The following is a 17,772-nucleotide window of genomic DNA, read 5'->3' on the forward strand; positions in this document are numbered from 1 at the left end:
ACCGGGGCCCTCCGGGCGCTTCCCTTCGTTTTCCTGCTGTGTCCTGCTGTCTTGCGTTTCCGACTCTATCAGACTCTTTCGTGTCCGATTCCCGGCCGAAGCGGGTCAAGCAGTTTTCGCTTTCCAGGTCCTCCGCTTTCGCGTTTTCCCTTTCCGGCGAGTCCGACTCTATCAGGCCTTTTCCGTTGCCTTGACCATGTCCTGCGGGCATGCCGAAGAGAGGTTCAAGGTTAGGATCTGGGCTTGAAGGTCGCCGCCGACCCCCGACTCAAAGTCGCGTTGGGGTCAGGCAGGAGTACGACAGTACAGGCCGCCGGGAGTTGAGGCAAATCGTTTCTGGTGCACCCCTAGGTCCGCCAAGCGGTAGGTCTCGGGCGGAACCGGGACTTCATATGACTTACTCTGCTGAGCAGCACGCCGTCCCCCATCAGTCGCGGCGGCGACACCTGAATCTCCACCCCCTGGGAGGCTCCCCATGACCAACGTGACGTCCCCTCTTGCTGGACGCGCCATCGGGCTCACCGCGGTTCCCGACCCGGTCTTCTCCGGCGCGATGGTCGGTCCCGGCACCGCCATCGACCCCGTACGTGAGCCCTCCGTGGCCGTGTCCCCGGTCGACGGCATCGTCGTCTCCCTCCACCCCCACGCGTTCGTCGTCGTCGACGCGAACGGACACGGGGTTCTGACGCACCTCGGCATCGACACCGTCCAGCTCAACGGCGAGGGCTTCGAGCTTCTCGTGAACAAGGGGGACACGGTGACCCGGGGCCAGAACATCGTGCGCTGGGACCCGTCCGCGGTCGAGGCCGCCGGCAAGTCACCCATCTGCCCGATCGTGGCCCTGGAGGCCACCGCCGAGTCGCTCTCCGATGTCCGTGAGGACGGGGACGTGAAGATCGGCGACACGCTGTTCGGCTGGCAGTGACGCCTCGGGCGCAGTGACAGGCCAGTTGCACAACCACCGCGGTGACTCGGTCGCCGCACAACCGGAGACGGGTGAAATGGAGACAACGCTGCGAGGCGTCGGCGTGAGCCACGGTGTGGCCATCGGCGAGGTTCGGCACATGGGTACGGCGGTGCTGGAGCCGCCCGCCAAATCGATTCCCGCCGAGGAGGCCGGTCGCGAACAGGGGCGCGCCAGGCAGGCGGTGGAGGCGGTCGCCGCCGATCTGATCGCGCGCGGCAACCTGGCCGGCGGCGAGGCACAGCATGTGCTCGAGGCGCAGGCCATGATGGCGCAGGACCCCGAGCTCATGTCCGATGTCGACCGGCGTATCGCCGTGGGCAGCACCGCCGAGCGCGGCGTGTACGACGCGTTCGCCGCCTACCGGGCGTTGCTCGCCAATGCCGGGGAGTACCTGGCGGGGCGGGTCGCGGACCTCGACGACGTACGGAACCGGATCGTGGCGCGGCTGCTCGGTGTGCCGATGCCCGGTGTGCCGGACAGCGACGAGCCGTATGTGCTGATCGCGCGTGACCTGGCGCCGGCCGACACCGCGCTCCTCGACCCGACGCTGGTGCTCGGCTTCGTCACCGAGGAGGGCGGTCCGACCAGCCACAGCGCCATCCTGGCGCGGGCGCTCGGCGTTCCGGCCGTGGTGGCGCTGCCCGGCGCCGGTGAGCTGGCCGAGGGCACCGTCGTCGCGGTGGACGGCAGCACGGGTGAGATCTTCGTCGACCCGAGCGACGAGAAGCGCGCCGAGATGGAGAGCGCCGCCGCCACTCGTAAGGCGGCGCTGTCCGCCTCGACCGGTCCCGGTGCCACGTCGGACGGTCACAAGGTGCCGCTGCTCGCCAATGTCGGCGGCCCGGGAGATGTCCCCGCGGCGGTCGAGGCGGGGGCCGAGGGCGTCGGGCTGTTCCGGACCGAGTTCCTGTTCCTGGACGACAGCAAGCAGGCTCCTTCCGAGGAGAAGCAGATCGGGGCCTACCGCGCGGTGCTGGGGGCGTTCCCCGAGGGGCGTGTCGTCGTACGCGTGCTCGACGCCGGCGCCGACAAGCCGCTGGACTTCCTGACGCCGGCCGACGAGCCGAACCCGGCGCTCGGCGTCCGTGGGCTGCGGAGCCTGCTGGACCACCCCGAGGTACTGCGTACCCAGCTGACCGCACTGGCGAAGGCTGCCGAGGGTCTGCCGGTGTACCTGGAGGTCATGGCCCCCATGGTGGCCGACCGTATCGACGCCAAGGCGTTCGCGGACGCGTGCCGCGAGGCCGGGCTGCGGGCGAAGTTCGGCGCGATGGTGGAGATTCCGTCGGCCGCCCTGCGGGCGCGGTCGATCCTCCAGGAGGTGGAGTTCCTGTCGCTGGGCACCAACGACCTGGCGCAGTACACGTTCGCGGCCGACCGTCAGGTGGGTGCGGTGTCGCGGCTCCAGGACCCGTGGCAGCCGGCGCTGCTGGATCTCGTGGCGATGTCCGCCGATGCGGCTCGTGCCGAGGGCAAGAGCTGTGGTGTGTGTGGTGAGGCCGCGGCCGATCCGCTGCTGGCGTGTGTGCTGACGGGTCTGGGTGTCACCTCCCTGTCGATGGGTGCCGCGTCCATTCCCTATGTGCGGGCCACGCTGGCCAAGTACACGCTGGCGCAGTGCGAGCGGGCGGCGAACGCCGCTCGTTCGGCCGATTCGGCGGATGAGGCGCGCGGCGCGGCGCAGGCTGTGCTCTCGGGCGAGTAGGACCAGGGGTTCACCGGGGAGGGGCTTTCCGCCGCGGGCGGGAGGCCCCTCCCCCGTTTTGCGCCTCGGTCAGTGGTGGGTTTCCGGTGCGTCGGCTCCGATGTCGAATCCCGCGCAGTACTCGACGCCGGATTCCGGGGAGACGGGCTCTCCGGTGTCCGCGTCGGTGCAGTAGGCGTTGAAGACCTCGCCGGCGGTGAGCGGGGCGAGGGTGCCTTCGGCCAGACGCCAGCCGTGGACGCGGTCCGGGCTGTCGGCGGCGCTGGTGCGCAGGACCACTCCCCCGCGCGATTCCAGGGCGATGGCCACCGCCAGGACGGTGGCGAACTCCGCGCCCTCCGCGCTGTCGATGCGGGCCGGTCCTGTGGTGTCCCGGTGAGTGTGGAGCACGGCCAGGAGCTGGTCGTTGTCCGTCGGAGTGCTGCACACCAGGTGGTGGGTGCCCGGTCCCGCTGTTTCCAGCAGACGCATGAGGAGGTGCGAGGCGCGGTCGAAAGCCGCCCGTCCGATGTCCTGGCCGCAGTCGGCGCAGCTGCCGAGGTCGGCGAGGAGGAGGGTGGCGTACTCCCAGGTGGCCTGGCGGACCGCGCGGGAGACGAGGACGGGGATGAGGTCGCTCAGGCGTTGGCCGGTGTAGGTGACCGTGGCTCCGGCGGCGGCGATCTCCGCGGTGAAGCGGCTGCGGCTCGCGCCGGTGTCGGCGTCGAGATCCGATTCGGCGCAGAACTCCGCGTAGTCCTCCGGGTCGAAGAGAGCGACGGTGGTGTGCACGCCCTGGGCCGCGAGCGTTTTGAGCAGGCCCTCGACCTGCTGGAGATAGACGGTGTGGTCGTCGAAGGCGAAGGTGCGGTAGCGCCGCATGACCGCGAAGTCCTGTGCGTCGGCCAGCAGGCCGATGGTGCTGGGTGCTTCGCGGCGCAGCGTGCGTCGCATGGTGGCGGCGTGCTGGGTGCCGGGCTTCGTGTTGTGTGTGGAGCTGTGCTTGGTGTGGCCGGTGTGCGCCATGTGTCCCCCTGTGCGCGGTGAATCCTTGCTCACCCAGCGTAACCAGGGGGACTGACAGGTGGCCTAGCGGCGGCGGCTCGCGGCCAGTTCGGCGTAGAAGCGGAGGAGGTCGAGGTTGTCGACGGAGCCCGGGTTGACCGCCTTGGCCAGCTCGGTTCCCTGGAGCAGGCGCTTGACCGGAACCTCGATGCGCTTGCCCGTGAGGGTGTGCGGGATGCCGGGGACCTCGATGACCTCGTCCGGTACGTGGCGCGGGGAGAGGTTCTCGCGGATGGTCCGCTTGATCGCGGCGCGCAGGTCGTCGTCGAGGGTCGCGCCTTCGGCGAGGTGGACGAAGAGCGGCATCCAGTAGCCGCCGTCGGGTTCTTCGAGGCCGATGACGAGGGATTCGCGGATCTCGGGGAGTCGTTCGACGGCCTCGTAGATGTCGGCGGAGCCCATGCGGACACCCTGGCGGTTCAGGGTGGAGTCGGAGCGGCCGTGGATGATCACCGAACCGTGGTCGGTGAGGGTGATCCAGTCGCCGTGCCGCCAGACGCCGGGGTACATGTCGAAGTAGCTGTCGTGGTAGCGGCTGCCGTCGGGGTCGTTCCAGAAGCGGACCGGCATGGAGGGCAGGGGGTTGGCGACGACGAGTTCGCCGACTTCGCCGATGAGGGGTTTGCCCGCCGGGTCCCAGGACTGGAGATCGGTGCCCAGGCAGGGGGCCTGGAGCTCGCCGATGTGGACGGGGAGCGTGGGGACGGCTCCGGCGAAGCAGCTGCAGACGTCGGTGCCGCCGCTGACCGAGGCGATCCAGAGGTCTTCGGCCACCTCGTCGTGGAGCCAGCGGAAGCCGTCGGGCGGGAGCGGGGAGCCGGTGGTGGCGACGCACTGGACGCGGGAGAGGTCGAAGTCGCGGCCCGGGTGGATGTCGGCCTTGCGGCAGGCCATGACGTACGCGGCGGAGGTGCCGAAGAGGGTGGCGCCGCTCTGTTCGGCGACCCGCCACTGGGCGCTGACGTCGGGGTGGCCGGGGCTGCCGTCGTACAGGACGACGGTGGTGCCGGTGAGGAGGCCGGAGACGAGGAAGTTCCACATCATCCAGCCGGTGGAGGTGTACCAGAAGAAGCGGTCCTCTGGTCCGAGGTCGCAGTGCAGGCCGATCTGCTTGAAGTGTTCGAGCAGGATGCCGCCCTGGGACTGGACGATGGCCTTGGGCAGGCCGGTGGTGCCGGAGGAGTAGAGGACCCACAGCGGGTGCTCGAAGGGGACCTGTTCGAAGACCGGCTCGGTGTCGGCGGAGGTGAGGTCGGACCAGGCGAGCGCGCCTGCGGGGGTGTCGGTGCCCAGCAGCGGGATGTGGACGACGGCGCGCAGCGTGGGCAGCTCGCGGCGCAGTTCGGCGACGGTCCCGGTGCGGTCGTGCTCCTTGCCGCCGTAGCGGTAGCCGTCGACGGTGAACAGGACGACGGGTTCGATCTGCTGGAACCGGTCGAGGACGCTGCGGGCGCCGAAGTCGGGGGCGCAGGAGGTCCAGATGCCGCCGACCGCGGCGGTGGCGAGGAAGGCGACGACGGCCTGCGGGATGTTGGGGACGTAGCCGCTGACGCGGTCGCCGGGGGTGACGCCCAGGGCGCGGAGTTCGGCGGCCAGCGCGCCGACCTGGCGGCGGAGTTCGGCCCAGCTGACGGGGAGCTGGGTGTGGGTCTCGTCGACGTACAGCAGGGCGGGGGTGTCCGCGCGGGACGGGTCCTCGGCGGTGCGCAGGGCGTGTTCCGCGTAGTTGAGGGTGGCGCCGGGGAACCAGGTCGCGCCGGGCATCGCGCGGTCGCCCAGGACGCTCTCGTACGGGGTGGAGAAGCGGATGTCGAACCATTCGGCGACGGCGCGCCAGAAGGTGTCGAGCTCGTCGACGGACCAGCGGTGCAGGGCTGCGTACCCGCCGTCGGCCGGGGCGCCGTACCGGGTCGCGGCCCAGTTCTGGAAGCGGGTGACGGCCGCCGCCTCGATGCGGTCGGGGCCGGGCTGCCAGAGCGGGGCGTCGGGCGTGGCTGCGGTCATGAGGGCTGCTCCCTGGCTGTACGGGTACGCGGGGTGGGCGTGTCGGCGCGCACGGGCCGGAGTGTGCGCGTGAGCGGCTGACACGGACGATGCCATGTGATCGTCTTCGGCACCAGGGTGGCCCCTCCGTCGGGAGTTCCGTCGCTTCCGGGCCGGCATGGTGAACGGGAGTTGAACGGGAGGTTCCGGGGGTCGGACGGGTGGCAGGGTGTGCGCCATGGACGGTCGTGACCTGGTGCGCCGGGTGAGGTTGGTCGGTTCGGTGCGGGGGCTGCGCACGGTGCGTTCGGCGTGGCGGCGCCGGTCCGCCGATGCGGCGGCGCTGCCGGCGCGCGGGGCGGAGCGGGCCCGCGCGCCCGGCGCGCTGACGGGTGCGGAGCCGGGTCCTGGCGGGGGCGTGGTGCGGTTCGCCCGTTCGGAACTGCGCATCCGCGTGTCGGTGGGCGGTGCGGTGTTCTGGGCGTGGGACGGGGTGGAGCCGCTGCCGTCGTACGCGGTGGCGGGCGAGGCTCCCGCGCCGGATCCGCGGGCGGTGCTGGAGCCGGACAAGGACGGCGGCTGGCAGGTGGTCTCGGAGCGGCTGACCGTGGTGGTGTCGCGGACCGGGGTGGTGGAGCTGCGGACGCCGGGCGGGTTGCTGTTGCGGCGTGAGCTGCCGCCGCGCTGGTGGGAGCCGGTGGGTGGGGGGCCGGTGCGGTGGGTGCAGCGCTCCGAGGTGCCGGCGGACGCGCGGTTCTTCGGTCTTGGCGGACGGGCGGGCGGGCCTCGGTTGCGGGGCGGGGTGTACGGGCTGTGGAACACCGATCCGGGCGGGCGTTTCGGTCCGGGGGACGATCCGCTGTATCTGACGATGCCGGTGCAGATGGTGGTGTCGGACGCGGGGACGCATCTGGTGTTCCACGACAACAGCTGGGCGGGGCGGGTGGTGCTGCGGGAGGGCGAGGAGGGCGCCGGCTCGGGGCATGACCGGCCGGGCACCTGCGAGGTGCGGATGGAGGGCGGACCGCTGCGCTGCTGGGTGGTGGCGGGGACGCCGGCCCGGGTGCTCCAGGGGTGGACGGCGCTGACGGGTGCGCCGGCGCTGCCGCCGTCCTGGGCGCTGGGGCCGCAGCATGCCCGGTGGGGGTTCGGCAGTGAGCGGGAGGTGCGGCGGGTCGTGGCCGGGTACCGGGAGCGGGGGCTTCCGCTGTCCGTGCTGCATCTGGACATCGACCACTACGACGCGCACCGCGGGTTCACGGTGGACCGGGAGCGGTTCCCCGATCTGGCCGCGCTGGCGAAGGAGCTGCGCGAGGACGGGGTGCGGCTGGTGTCGATCGTGGATCCGGCGGTGAAGGCGGAGCCGGGCGACGCGGTGTTCGACGGGGGTGCGGCGGTCGGGGAGCGTGGTGCGTACGTCCGGGACGCGCGGGGTCGGGTGGTGGTCGGGGAGGTGTGGCCGGGGGCCTGCGTCTATCCGGACTTCACTGATCCGCTTGTGCGGGATTGGTGGGGATCTCTGTACGAGGAGCGGCTTGCGCAGGGCTTCTCGGGGGTCTGGCACGACATGAACGAGCCGGTGTCCTTCGCGGCGTTCGGGGATCCGTCGCTGCCGCGGTCGGCCCGGCATGTCCTGGAGGGCGCCGGTGGCGATCATCGCGAGGCGCACAACGTGTACGCCCTGGCGATGGCGCGGGCGGGTTACGAAGGGCTGCTCCGGTCCCGCCCTCAGGAGCGGCCGTTCCTGTTCTCGCGGTCGGGCTGGGCAGGGATGCAGAGGTACGGGGGTACCTGGTCCGGTGATGTGTCGACGGGGTGGCCGGGGCTGCGGGCGTCGTTGTCGCTGGTGGTGGGGCTCGGGCTGTGCGGGGTGCCGTACTCGGGTCCGGACGTGGGCGGGTTCGACGGGTTCCCGTCGCCGGAGCTGTATTTGCGGTGGTTCCAGCTGGGCACTTATCTGCCGTTGTTCCGGACCCATGCGGCGATCGACGCGGGGCGGCGGGAGCCGTGGGAGTTCGGGCCGGAGGTGCTGGGGCACGCGCGGGCGGCGTTGGTGGAGCGGGAGCGGCTGCTGCCGTACTTCGTGACGCTGTCGCAGGTGGCGCGGCTGACCGGTGCGCCCTATGTACGGCCGGTGTGGTGGGGCGCGCCGGGCGACCGGGCGTTGCGGGAGTGCGAGGACGCGTTCCTGCTGGGCGACGCACTGCTGGTTGCTCCGGTGCTGGAGGCCGGGACGCGGCGGCGGGCGGTACGGCTGCCCCGGGGACGGTGGTACGACACGGTGACCGGGCGGGTGTACGAGGGTCCGGGCCGGGTCCTGGTCGACGCTCCGCTGTCGCGGGTTCCGGTGCTGGCGCGGGCGGGCGCGGTGATTCCGGTGCGGGGAGCGGACGGCGGCCCGGAGCTGGAGGTGTGGGCGCCGGCGCCGGGGCGTACCGGCGGCGGGCTGGTGGTGCGGGACCCGGGCGACGGGTGGGCGGAGGCGGAGGTCGAGCGGTATGTGACGCGGTGGGAGGGCGACCGTGTGGTGGTGGAGCGGGACGGCTCGGAGGACGGGGTCGGATGTCCGGTGCGGGTGCGGGGGGTGGGGGCGGAGGGGTAGGGCGGCCGTGTCGTCTGGATCGGTGGGGGGTGCGGGCCGGGCCGACTCGCGGGGCAGGCCGGGTGATTCCGGGGCGGGCCCGGGGCGTGCGGCGGGCGGTTTGCTCGGCGGTGGCGTCCGGTGCGGGGGCCCTGGTCCGGTGTGAGGGACCGGGTCCGGTCGGGGGACGGGGTCCGGTCGGGGGCGGCCCGGGATCACGCGGGGCGGGCCCGGGGTCGTGCGTACAGGGGACGCCCCGGGTCACGCGGGAGCCGGCCCGGGACCGCGCGAGAGCCGGGGTGCTCCGCCGTGGCGGCGGGCACGGAGCCCGGCGTCCTCGGCGTGGGTGCCCTCAGCCGTGGTGGCCGGCGAACCAGGCGTTGGCGGCTTCCGTGTGCAGGGGAAAGGCCAAGGGGCGCGGGCCGTACAGGATCTCGTAGCCGGACGTCTCATCGGTGGGGGCCGAGGGCGGGAGGCTCGCGAGGGGGCACGCGGGTAGCAGGCCGAAGACCAGGAGGTGACCGTCGGTGTCGCTGAGAGTGTCGGCGAGGCTGACGTCCTGTGCGGCGGCCTCGATGCCGGTCTCCTCGCGCAGCTCGCGGACGACCGCGTGCCGCCAGTCCTCGGCGTGGTCGATGAACCCGCCGGGCAGGGCCGTGCCGCCCTTCTGCGGCTCGATGGTGCGGGTGATGACGACGAGCCCGGTGGAGCGGGGGCCGGTGACGGGAAGCAGGGCCACCGCGACGGGCAGCGGGTTGCGGTAGGCGGTGGTTCCGCAGTGCGTGCAGGTGCGGGGCCACGCGTCGGCGGACGGGAGTGCGGTGTACGGGGCTCCGCACGTGCCGCAGTGGGAGTCCCGTACGTACCGGGGTGGCCGCGGGGCGGTCGGGGAAGGGCTGTTGCCGGGTTCGGACACGGGCGGACTGTATCGAACCGTCCGTTCCCGCCTTCCGAGGGCCCCTTTCCCGGGCGGGTTTCCGGGCCGGTTTCCCCGGCGCTTCCCGGGCGCCTCCCCCGGGCCCCGGCGCCGCGTCCTTTTCTGCAGGCCGTGAAACTGATAGACGGTGTGCCCATGACAGGAATGCGTATGACAGGAATGCGTACCGCTCTTCGCGCCCTGGCCGCCACGGCCGCCGCCCTCCTCACCGTAACCGCCCTCTCCCCCACGGCACAGGCGCGCCCCGGACCGGGAGCTCCCGAGGAGTTCGTGGCGCTGCGCTCGGTGGATCCGACGATCATCCAGGAGATGCGCTACACCACGGCGCACACCTTCATGGGAGAGCGGGTGGACGGATACCGGCAGCCGGTCTGCATCCTGACCCGGCCCGCCGCGCGTGCCCTGCACCTGGCACAGAGGCGGCTGTTGCCTCAGGGGTATTCGCTGAAGGTGTACGACTGCTACCGGCCACAGCGGGCGGTGGACCACTTCGTGCGGTGGGCGGAGGATCTGGGCGACCTGTCCATGAAGGGGGAGTTCTATCCACGGGTCGACAAGGACCGGCTGTTCGAGGACGGCTACATCGCGGAGAAGTCCGGGCACAGCCGGGGCAGCACGGTGGACCTGACCCTGGTCCGGCTCCCCGCCCTGCCGACCAGGCCGTACCGTCCGGGCGAGCGGCTGACCCCCTGCTTCGCGCCGAAGAGTGAGCGGTTCCCCGACAACTCGGTGGACATGGGCACGGGTTACGACTGCTTCGACACCCTGTCGCATACGGACGATCCCCGGATCCGGGGGCTTCAGCGCGCCAACCGGCAGTTCCTGAAACGGACGTTGACCGAGGTGGGGTTCGTGAATCTGCCGGAGGAGTGGTGGCACTTCACGTTCACGCCCGAGCCGTTCCCGGACACCTACTTCGACTTCCCGGTGCACCGCCGGCCGGTCGCCGGGCACTGACGGGACGGGCCGCCCGAGGGCGTGGAACGGGCGACCGGGACCACCCCCGTGGGCTCCGGCCGCCCGTTCTTCCTCTCGGACGCGAAAGGGGCGTGTTCGGTTGCCGATCGGGCGGCTACGGTGCCCGTATGCCACAGCAGACGTTCGATTCGTACGAGGAGTTCTGGCCGTACTACGTCGCGATGCACTCCCGTGCCGCCACCCGCTGGGTCCACCTGACCGGCACCCTGACCGGGCTCGCGGTCTCCGCCTACGGGCTGGCGCGGGGCCGGAAGCGCTATCTGGCGGCCCTGCCGCTGATCGGGTACGGCACGGCGTGGCCCGCGCACTTCCTGATCGAGAAGAACAACCCGGCCACGTTCGGGCATCCGGCGTGGTCGCTGCGCGGGGACGCGCAGATGATCCGGACGATGCTCGCGGGCCGGGACGGGGAGCTGGCGGAGACCGCGGCGAAATGGCTGGCGGAGCACGGCCGGGACGGATGCGACGGGGACGGCCGGGACGAGTACGACCGGGACGGCCGGAGCGAGTGCGACGGGGGCGGGTGCGGCTGAGGCCGGTGAGGAGGCCGGCAGGCCGGACCCTCGCCGTGGGCGGACTCCCGTGACACACTTCTGACGTTCCGTCAGATCCAGTGCCGGGAGGGACTTTGTCGCGCACGCGCATACCCGTGGTGGCCGGTTGGTTCACCGAGGACACCTCGGAGGAGGATTTCCGGCTGCTGGGCACCCGTTGCTCCGGCTGCCGGTCGGTCCACTTCCCCCGCGAGGACGGCCACTGCCGCAACCCGGGCTGCCCCGGGGGCGAGCTGGAGGTGGTGCCGCTGTCGAAGCGGGGCACCGTGTGGTCCTGCACCGACGGGCGCTACCGGCCCCCTCCCCCGTACGTCAGTGATCCCGAGGCGCCCTGGGCGCCGTACACGCTGGTCGCCGTCGAGCTGGCCGCCGAGCGCATGGTGGTGCTGGGGCAGGCCGCCCCCGGGGTGGGCGTGGCCGATCTCCCCGTCGGCTCGGTGGTGGAGGTGGTGCCCGGCGTCCTGGACGAGGAGCGGGCGTCGGGCACCGTACACACAACGTGGCACTGGCGCCCCGTCGTGGCGCGAGGGACCGCCGAGGAGCAGGGGGCCGGACGGCTTCGTGGGGCCGACGAGACTCAGGGGGGAGCCTCATGAGCGGCGAGGTGGCCGTCCTCGGGGCCGGGATGCACCCATGGGGCAAGTGGGGGCACAGTTTCGTCACGTACGGGCGGATCGCCGCGCGCGCCGCCCTCGCGGACGCGGGCATCGACTGGCGCGAGGTGCGGTCGGTGGTCGGCGCGCAGACGGTACGCGGGGGCTATCCGGGGTACGTGGCGGGGGCGACGTTCGCCCGAGCGCTCGGCTGGCAGGGGGCGCGGGTGTCCTCCGTGTACGCCGCGTGCGCTTCGGGGGCGCAGGCCATCGACACGGCGCGGGCGCAGATCCTGGCGGGGCTGGCGGACGTGGTCCTGGTGGTGGGGGCCGACGCGGCGCCCAAGGGGTTCTTCGCCCCGGCGGGCGGGGAGCGGCCGGACGACCCGGACTGGCTGCGCTTCCGGGTGCTCGGGGCGACGAACCCGGCGTACTTCGGGCTGTACGCGCGCCGCCGCATGGCGCTGTACGGGGACACCCCGGAGGACTTCGCGCTGGTCAAGGTGAAGAACGCGGCGGCGGGGGCGCTGAACGAGTTCGCCCGCTATCGCAGGCCGGTGACGGCCGGGGAGGTCGCCGCCTCCGCGATGGTCGCCGATCCGCTGCGGCTGCTGGACATCTGCGCCACGTCCGACGGGGCCGCCGCCCTGGTGCTGTGCGGCATGGAGTTCGCGCGGCGGCACGGGGCGCGTGATCCGGTGCGGATCCGGGCCGTCTCCACCGTGACACCGACCTACCCGAGGACCGTCCTTGACCTGCCGGACATCGGCACGGACTCGGCGGTGGCCGTGGATCCCTCTCCCGAGAGCTTCCGGGCCTCGATCGCGCGGACCGCGTACGAGGAGGCGGGGACCGGGCCGGAGGATCTCTCGCTGGCCGAGGTCTACGACCTGTCCACGGCACTGGAGCTGGAGTGGTACGAGGACATCGGGCTGTGCGGTCCGGGCGAGGGGGCGAAGCTCCTGCGTTCGGGGGCGACCGCGTTGGGCGGACGGGTTCCGGTGAACGCGAGCGGCGGTCTGGCCTCGTTCGGCGAGGCGGTCCCCGCCCAGGCCATCGCGCAGGTCTGCGAGCTCACCCGGCAGTTGCGCGGGCGGGCCGGGGAACGGCAGGTGTCGGGGGCGCGGGTCGGCATCACGGCGAACCAGGGGCTGTTCGGACACGGCTCGGCGGTGGTGGCGGTCCGTTGAGTTGGGGTGACCCGAATGGGTTCTCCCCGCTTTCTCCGCCTTCTCCGCTCTCCCGGCTTGCCCTGCTCTCCCTGCCTTCCCTGCTCCCTCCTCTTTCCTGCTTTCCCTGCTCTTCCTTGCGCTCCACTTGACCGATCGTCACCGCGGCAGAACACTCGGGGCCCGGTCCGCCGGACGGCGTGCGGCCCGTACCCCTGTCGGCGGGGGTACGGGCCGTACACGTATCAGGCTCACTTTTTTCAGGTGGCGACGGGTTCGCGGGCCCGCGCAGCGCGCTCCAGGGCGTGCTCCACGACCGCGACCAGGACGTCGCGCACGGAGGACCGGTCCCGCGCGTCGCAGACGAGTACCGGGACCTCGGGGTCGAGGTCGAGGGCGGCCTGCACGGTCTCCGGGGGAAACCGCTCGGCGCCCTCGAAGGTGTTGACCGCCACCGTGAACGGGATCCGCCTGCGCTCGAAGTAGTCCACCGCGGCGAAGCAGTCCTCAAGACGCCGGGTGTCGGCGAGGACGACCGCGCCCAGCGAGCCCTGCGCCAGTTCGTCCCACAGGAACCAGAAACGGTCCTGGCCCGGCGTGCCGAACAGATAGAGAACCAGGTCCTCCCGCAGCGTGATCCGGCCGAAGTCCATCGCGACCGTGGTGGTGGTCTTGGACTCGACGCCGTCCAGATCGTCCACCGGGCGGCCCGCCTCGCTGAGGCGTTCCTCGGTGCGCAGGGGCCTGATCTCGCTGACCGCGCCGACCGCGGTCGTCTTGCCGACGCCGAACCCTCCCGCCACCAGGATCTTCAGGGTGACGGGCTCGACGGACCGCTGCTTATCGCGCCTAGAGCGCCCGAAGGCCATGGATAACCTCGCGAAGAATGTTCACGTCCGGCAGTTCGGCCGGCGGAACGGGACGGGTGACGTGCACCAGTTCGTCCTCGACGAGATCGCCGACCAGGACCCGTACCACCCCTACGGGGAGGTCGAGCTCGGCGGCGAGTTCGGCGATCGACTGGGGCGTGTCGCTGCAGAGTTCGACGATCGCCACGTGTTCGGGGGCGAGCGTCCGGTCCCGGCCGGGATCGTCGGCGGCCGGTTCCGGCACGACGAGCGCGATCAGGTCGAGGCGGTGACGGGAGGCGCTGCTGGTACGCCCCCGGGTCATCGCGTACGGGCGGACCACCGGTCCCGCCTCCGCGTCGTACCACCGCGAGGCCTGGGGGTCGACGGTCCCGTCCGGGGATCCGGGGCCGGTGCCCCGGGGAGAGTCAGCGCTCATGCCCGCCACACTCACCCTCCGGCGGGCAGACCGGTCGTCCGTGGGGCGTTGGCCAGATGGGCCCCCACGCGCTTGACCATCAGGGTCATCTCGTACGCGACCTGGCCCACGTCGGAGTCGGCGTCCGCCAGAACGGCGAGACAGCTTCCGTCGCCGGCAGCCGTGACGAAGAGGAACGCCTCGTCCAGTTCGACGACGGTCTGACGCACCCGGCCCGCGTCGAAATGGTTGCCCACGCCCTTGGCGAGGCTGTGGAACCCGGAGGCGACGGCCGCGAGATGCTCGCTGTCCTCACGGGTCAGGTCCCCCGAGGCGCCGGTGGCGAGTCCGTCGCTGGAGAGCACCAGCGCCTTGCGGATGCTGGCGACGCGCTGGACGAGTTCGTCGAGCAGCCAGTTCAGTTCGCCCGAGCCGTGGCGTGCGGGGATGTGTGCTGCGGCGTTCGGTGCGGTCATCGACCGTCCCCTCCCGGAGTGGTTCCTGGTGCTGTGCCACCGGGGCCGCCGGTGTCCTCGGTGCTATCGGCGTTCTCGGTGTGCGCGGTGGTCTCGGTGTGATCCGTGTGCACGGTGTGCTTGGTGTGCTTGGTGTTCTCGGTATGCGCGGTGGTTTCGGTGTGATCGGTGGTTCCGGTGGCTTCGGTGGTTTCTGCGTTGTGTCGACGGCCGCGCTGCAAGCCGCGCTGGAGCGATGCCATACGGTCGCGTACCTCGTCCGCGTCGCGCTCGGCATCGTCGAACGTGTCCACGGGCGCCCGGAGCGGAGTCCGGTCCGCGGATTCCTCACGGAGCCGGTGGGCGAGGCTGGCCTGCCGGACCCGCCGGGGCAGCCCGCCCACGGTGTCGGGTGCCGGTGGGCCCGCCGGCTCCGGGGACTTCTCGCGCCGCGCCCCGGGGATACGGGGTGAGGCGGGTGTGCGCGGGGGCTCTGCCGAGCGGGACGGCTCTGCGGTGCGGGGTGGTTCCGTTGCGCGCGGTGGATCGGTGGCGAGGGATGGCTCCGTGGTGCGGGGTGTCCGTGTGGCCCGGGGTGTCCCTGCGGCGCGGGGGGCCTCTGTCGTGCGGTGTGCCTCTGTCGTGCGGTGCCCGGCGGCTCGCGCGGTCCAGGGTGCGTCAGCGGTACGGGGCCTGTCGGCCGTGTCGGGGGTCCGGTCGGCGGTGTGCGGGACCGGGCCGGTGGTCTTCGCGGGGGCCGCGATCTGGTCGTCGCTCGGGGCGTCGACCCGGCGGCCCCGGTCGGTGACCAGCGTCGGCGGGGTGCGACGGGGCAGCGGGACGGATCCGGCGGGGCGCATCGGGCGGACCTTCGCCGTGGGCTCGCCGCCGTGGTCACCGTGGTCACGGGCCTGCTGGTGGTGGTCCCGGTCGGGGTCGCGGCGAGGTCCGCCGGGCGCGTCGCGACGGGGCTCGCGGTCGCCCTCGCGGCGCAGGTCCCGGGCGCGGAAGATGCCGCCGCGCTCGCTCTCGGTGTCCTCCAGATCGGACACACCGTCCAGGACGGGGCCGAGGGCCGGGTCCAGGGCCGGATCCGGCGAACGGTCCAGCGGGTCGTCGGCGAAGTCCAGCGGGCCGACCGGGGCCTCCAGCTCGACCGGCCCGTCCAGGACGCCCTGTCCGGTGAGCCCGGTGGGCACCGGCGACAGGACCGCGGACCTGCCGTTGACGCGGCGCTCCCCGCCCGGGGCCGTGTTCTGCGCGCTCTGCGCCGCGTCGGCACTGCTGCCGCTGCCGATGGCTCGCTCGGCCCGGCGGTCGAGGCGGAATCCGGTGCCGTGCGTGTCGGGGGCTTCGGTGAGCAGGGCGGCGGGGATGAACACGACCGCGGTGGTGCCTCCGTACGGCGATTTCTGCAGGGAGACCCGGACGTTCTGGCGCTGTGCGAGCCGGCTGACGACGAACAGGCCCAGCCGGTCGGTGTCGGAGAGCTCGAAGTCGGGGGTCTCGGCGAGCCGGAGGTTGGCGTCGAGGAGGACTTCGGGGGGCATGCCGAGACCACGGTCGTGGATTTCGAGCGTGAAGCCGTTGGAGACACGGTCGCCGTGCACCTGGACCGCGGTGTGCGGGGGTGAGAAGACGGTGGCGTTCTCCAGGAGTTCGGCGATCAGGTGGGTGAGGTCGGCGACGGCGGGTCCGCCCACGCCGATCCGGGCGAGGCGCCGGACCTCGATGCGTTCGTAGTCCTCGACCTCGGCGACGGCGGCCCGCACCACGTCCATCAGCTGGATGGGCTTACGCCACTGGCGGGAGGGTGCGGCGCCGGAGAGGATCACCAGTCCCTCGGCGTGCCGCCGCATGCGGGTGGTGAGGTGGTCGAGGCGGAACAGGTCGGCCAGTTCGTCGCTGTTCTCGGTGCGGCGCTCCATCGCGTCCAGCAGCGTGAGCTGGCGGTGCAGGAGGACCTGGTTGCGGCGGGCGAGGTTGACGAAGACCTCGGAGACGCCGCGCCGCATGTCCGCCTGCTTGACCGCGGCCTCGACGGCGGCCCGCTGGAGGGTGTTGAGAGCCTGTCCGACCTGGCCGATCTCGTCGGGCTCGTAACTGAGGTGCGGGGCCTCGGTCCCGACGTCCACCTGCTCGCCCGCGGCCAGCCGGCGCATGACGCTCGGCAGCCGGACGCCGGAGACCTCATGGGCGTCCTTGCGCAGCCGGGAGAGGTCGCGGACGAGTTCACGGCCGATGCGTACGGAGACGAAGATCGAGACGATCAGGGCGAGGAAGCCGAGGACTCCGGCGACTCCGGCCTGGGCGAGGATCCGGTAGGCGGCCGGTTCGGCGCGGTCCCGGAAGCGGTTGCCCATCTCCGTGGAGTCGCCCGCCAGCCGGTCGAGTACGGGCACGGCCGCCTCTTCCCAGCGGTCGGCGTCGACGGCGCCGGGGCGCTTCGTCGCTCCGGCGGCGATCAGGGTGTCCTCGGCGGTGCGCAGCGGTTCGGTGTCGGGGCTGCCCCAGAACTGCTCGACGCGTTGGCGCTCGGCGGCGGGGAGGTGCTCCAGGCTGACTTCGTAGAGCAGCTCGCGCTGGGCCACCAGGCCGGATATCTGGCGCAGTTCAGAAGCGGTGAAGCGGCCGGCGATGAGGCCCGAGGCGATGAGCGCGTCCTCGCGCGAGAGCATTTCCCGGGCCCGGGAGACCCCGACCAGCGCCCGCATCTGCTGGTCCATCGACACGTTCCCCAGGGCGTGGAGTCCGTTCAGGAAGCGGTACGAGGGGTCGACGAGGCCGTTGTAGAAGTCCAGCGCCTTCGCCCGGCTGATGGTGCGCTTCTCGACCGAGTCGCGCAGGGCGTCCAGTCCCTCGACGGCGCTGAGGATCGCGTCCAGGCGGCTTCCGTCGGCGGCGCTCAGCGCTTCCCGGACGTCCTGCGACCGGGCGTTCTCCCTGACCTCGCCCACGATGCGGTCGGTGGCGGCGCGTTGGCCCATGAGGACGGGGAGCGCGTCGGAGGCCCGGGGATCGGCGAGGAAGACCAGGGTCTGCCGCCGCTCGGCCTGGACGGCGCGGACGGCGTCATCCAGCGGATGGGCGACCTTCTCCACGATGGACCCGGCGCTCATCAGGTCGCCGGCCTCACGGCCGGTGATGTAGGTGGCGAAGACCCAGAGGCCCGTGAGGGAGACGAGCGGCACCAGCAGCAACGCCACGATCTTCCTGCGGATGGACTTCCCGCGAAAGCGCATGGCCTCCCCCAGATCGCCCCGCACCGCGGGGTTGGTCTTCTCCCGGTCGTCCCTCGGCCCCGCTCCGCCGCGCACCGTGCGTACACCGGCACGCATCGGGCGGACGCGGGCGAGGTCCGTCCTGCGTCAATAAACGGCGCGAGCCTACTACTGACACAGAGACAACTCGAAGACACGTCCGGATGATTTTCAGCCGTCCGCCCTCGGCTTGATCATGAGTTGTCCCGGTATTCCCGGAGATGAAATTCGCGAAAGCGACAGGGGATACCAGCTGGACCTGTCAGCATCGGCACGTATC

General features: G+C 72.1%; 14 protein-coding genes. 7 read left to right on the forward strand and 7 right to left on the reverse strand.

Annotated features, from left to right (window positions below; genetic code table 11):
- Positions 1 to 475 precede the first annotated feature (475 nt).
- Entirely contained in the window at positions 476 to 925 is a 450-nt protein-coding gene (locus tag ACGF2Y_RS08750) for a PTS glucose transporter subunit IIA (RefSeq protein ID WP_392944310.1), read from the forward strand.
- A 76-nt stretch (positions 926 to 1,001) separates the two neighbouring features.
- Positions 1,002 to 2,672 carry a phosphoenolpyruvate--protein phosphotransferase gene (gene ptsP, locus ACGF2Y_RS08755; RefSeq protein WP_392944312.1) on the forward strand — a complete coding sequence of 557 codons (1,671 nt, stop codon included), beginning with the start codon at positions 1,002 to 1,004 and terminating at the stop codon, positions 2,670 to 2,672.
- A 69-nt stretch (positions 2,673 to 2,741) separates the two neighbouring features.
- Here the strand turns inward: ptsP and ACGF2Y_RS08760 are convergent, their stop codons facing one another.
- Positions 2,742 to 3,677 (reverse strand): hypothetical protein, encoded by a 936-nt coding sequence (locus ACGF2Y_RS08760; protein ID WP_392944314.1) that lies wholly within the window; start codon positions 3,675 to 3,677, stop codon positions 2,742 to 2,744.
- Between the two features lie 63 nt (positions 3,678 to 3,740).
- On the reverse strand, positions 3,741 to 5,720 hold the full coding sequence (locus ACGF2Y_RS08765; RefSeq protein ID WP_392944316.1) for an acetoacetate--CoA ligase: 1,980 nt from the start codon (positions 5,718 to 5,720) through the stop codon (positions 3,741 to 3,743).
- Positions 5,721 to 5,937: 217 nt separating this feature from the next.
- On the opposite strand from ACGF2Y_RS08765, the gene ACGF2Y_RS08770 reads away from it, so the two are divergent.
- On the forward strand, positions 5,938 to 8,301 hold the full coding sequence (locus ACGF2Y_RS08770; RefSeq protein WP_392944318.1) for a glycoside hydrolase family 31 protein: 2,364 nt from the start codon (positions 5,938 to 5,940) through the stop codon (positions 8,299 to 8,301).
- 331 nt (positions 8,302 to 8,632) lie between these two features.
- Here the strand turns inward: ACGF2Y_RS08770 and ACGF2Y_RS08775 are convergent, their stop codons facing one another.
- A complete protein-coding gene (locus ACGF2Y_RS08775; protein ID WP_392944320.1) occupies positions 8,633 to 9,196 on the reverse strand; it encodes an NUDIX domain-containing protein in 564 nt (187 codons plus the stop codon).
- Positions 9,197 to 9,376: 180 nt separating this feature from the next.
- Here ACGF2Y_RS08775 and ACGF2Y_RS08780 point away from each other — a divergent pair, with 180 nt between their 5' ends.
- The 4 genes from ACGF2Y_RS08780 to ACGF2Y_RS08795 all read left to right on the forward strand — a co-directional run bounded on the left by ACGF2Y_RS08780 (position 9,377) and on the right by ACGF2Y_RS08795 (position 12,532).
- The gene (locus ACGF2Y_RS08780; RefSeq protein ID WP_392944750.1) at positions 9,377 to 10,174 is read left to right on the forward strand and encodes a M15 family metallopeptidase; all 798 of its coding nucleotides are present in this window, start codon (positions 9,377 to 9,379) and stop codon (positions 10,172 to 10,174) included.
- 128 nt (positions 10,175 to 10,302) lie between these two features.
- Positions 10,303 to 10,728, forward strand: coding sequence for an Mpo1-like protein (locus ACGF2Y_RS08785; RefSeq protein WP_392944322.1), 426 nt, complete (start codon positions 10,303 to 10,305; stop codon positions 10,726 to 10,728).
- A gap of 95 nt (positions 10,729 to 10,823) precedes the next feature.
- Entirely contained in the window at positions 10,824 to 11,345 is a 522-nt protein-coding gene (locus ACGF2Y_RS08790; RefSeq protein WP_392944324.1) for a Zn-ribbon domain-containing OB-fold protein, read from the forward strand.
- The gene (locus ACGF2Y_RS08795; protein ID WP_392944326.1) at positions 11,342 to 12,532 is read left to right on the forward strand and encodes a lipid-transfer protein; all 1,191 of its coding nucleotides are present in this window, start codon (positions 11,342 to 11,344) and stop codon (positions 12,530 to 12,532) included. Before ACGF2Y_RS08790 ends, ACGF2Y_RS08795 begins: the two co-directional genes overlap by 4 nt.
- A gap of 239 nt (positions 12,533 to 12,771) precedes the next feature.
- Here ACGF2Y_RS08795 and ACGF2Y_RS08800 read toward each other — a convergent pair whose 3' ends face one another.
- The 4 genes from ACGF2Y_RS08800 to ACGF2Y_RS08815 are packed head-to-tail and all read right to left on the reverse strand — an operon-like array spanning position 12,772 to position 17,474.
- The gene (locus ACGF2Y_RS08800) at positions 12,772 to 13,380 is read right to left on the reverse strand and encodes an ATP/GTP-binding protein (RefSeq protein WP_392944328.1); all 609 of its coding nucleotides are present in this window, start codon (positions 13,378 to 13,380) and stop codon (positions 12,772 to 12,774) included.
- On the reverse strand, positions 13,361 to 13,798 hold the full coding sequence (locus ACGF2Y_RS08805) for a DUF742 domain-containing protein (RefSeq protein ID WP_392944330.1): 438 nt from the start codon (positions 13,796 to 13,798) through the stop codon (positions 13,361 to 13,363). The genes ACGF2Y_RS08800 and ACGF2Y_RS08805 overlap by 20 nt, the downstream gene beginning before the upstream one ends.
- A gap of 11 nt (positions 13,799 to 13,809) precedes the next feature.
- Positions 13,810 to 14,253 (reverse strand): roadblock/LC7 domain-containing protein, encoded by a 444-nt coding sequence (locus ACGF2Y_RS08810; RefSeq protein ID WP_392944332.1) that lies wholly within the window; start codon positions 14,251 to 14,253, stop codon positions 13,810 to 13,812.
- Entirely contained in the window at positions 14,250 to 17,474 is a 3,225-nt protein-coding gene (locus tag ACGF2Y_RS08815) for a nitrate- and nitrite sensing domain-containing protein (RefSeq protein WP_392944751.1), read from the reverse strand. Before ACGF2Y_RS08815 ends, ACGF2Y_RS08810 begins: the two co-directional genes overlap by 4 nt.
- Positions 17,475 to 17,772: the final 298 nt, after the last annotated feature.

Source organism: Streptomyces sp. NPDC048142, assembly GCF_043202835.1.
In the GTDB taxonomy this organism is placed as follows: domain Bacteria; phylum Actinomycetota; class Actinomycetes; order Streptomycetales; family Streptomycetaceae; genus Streptomyces.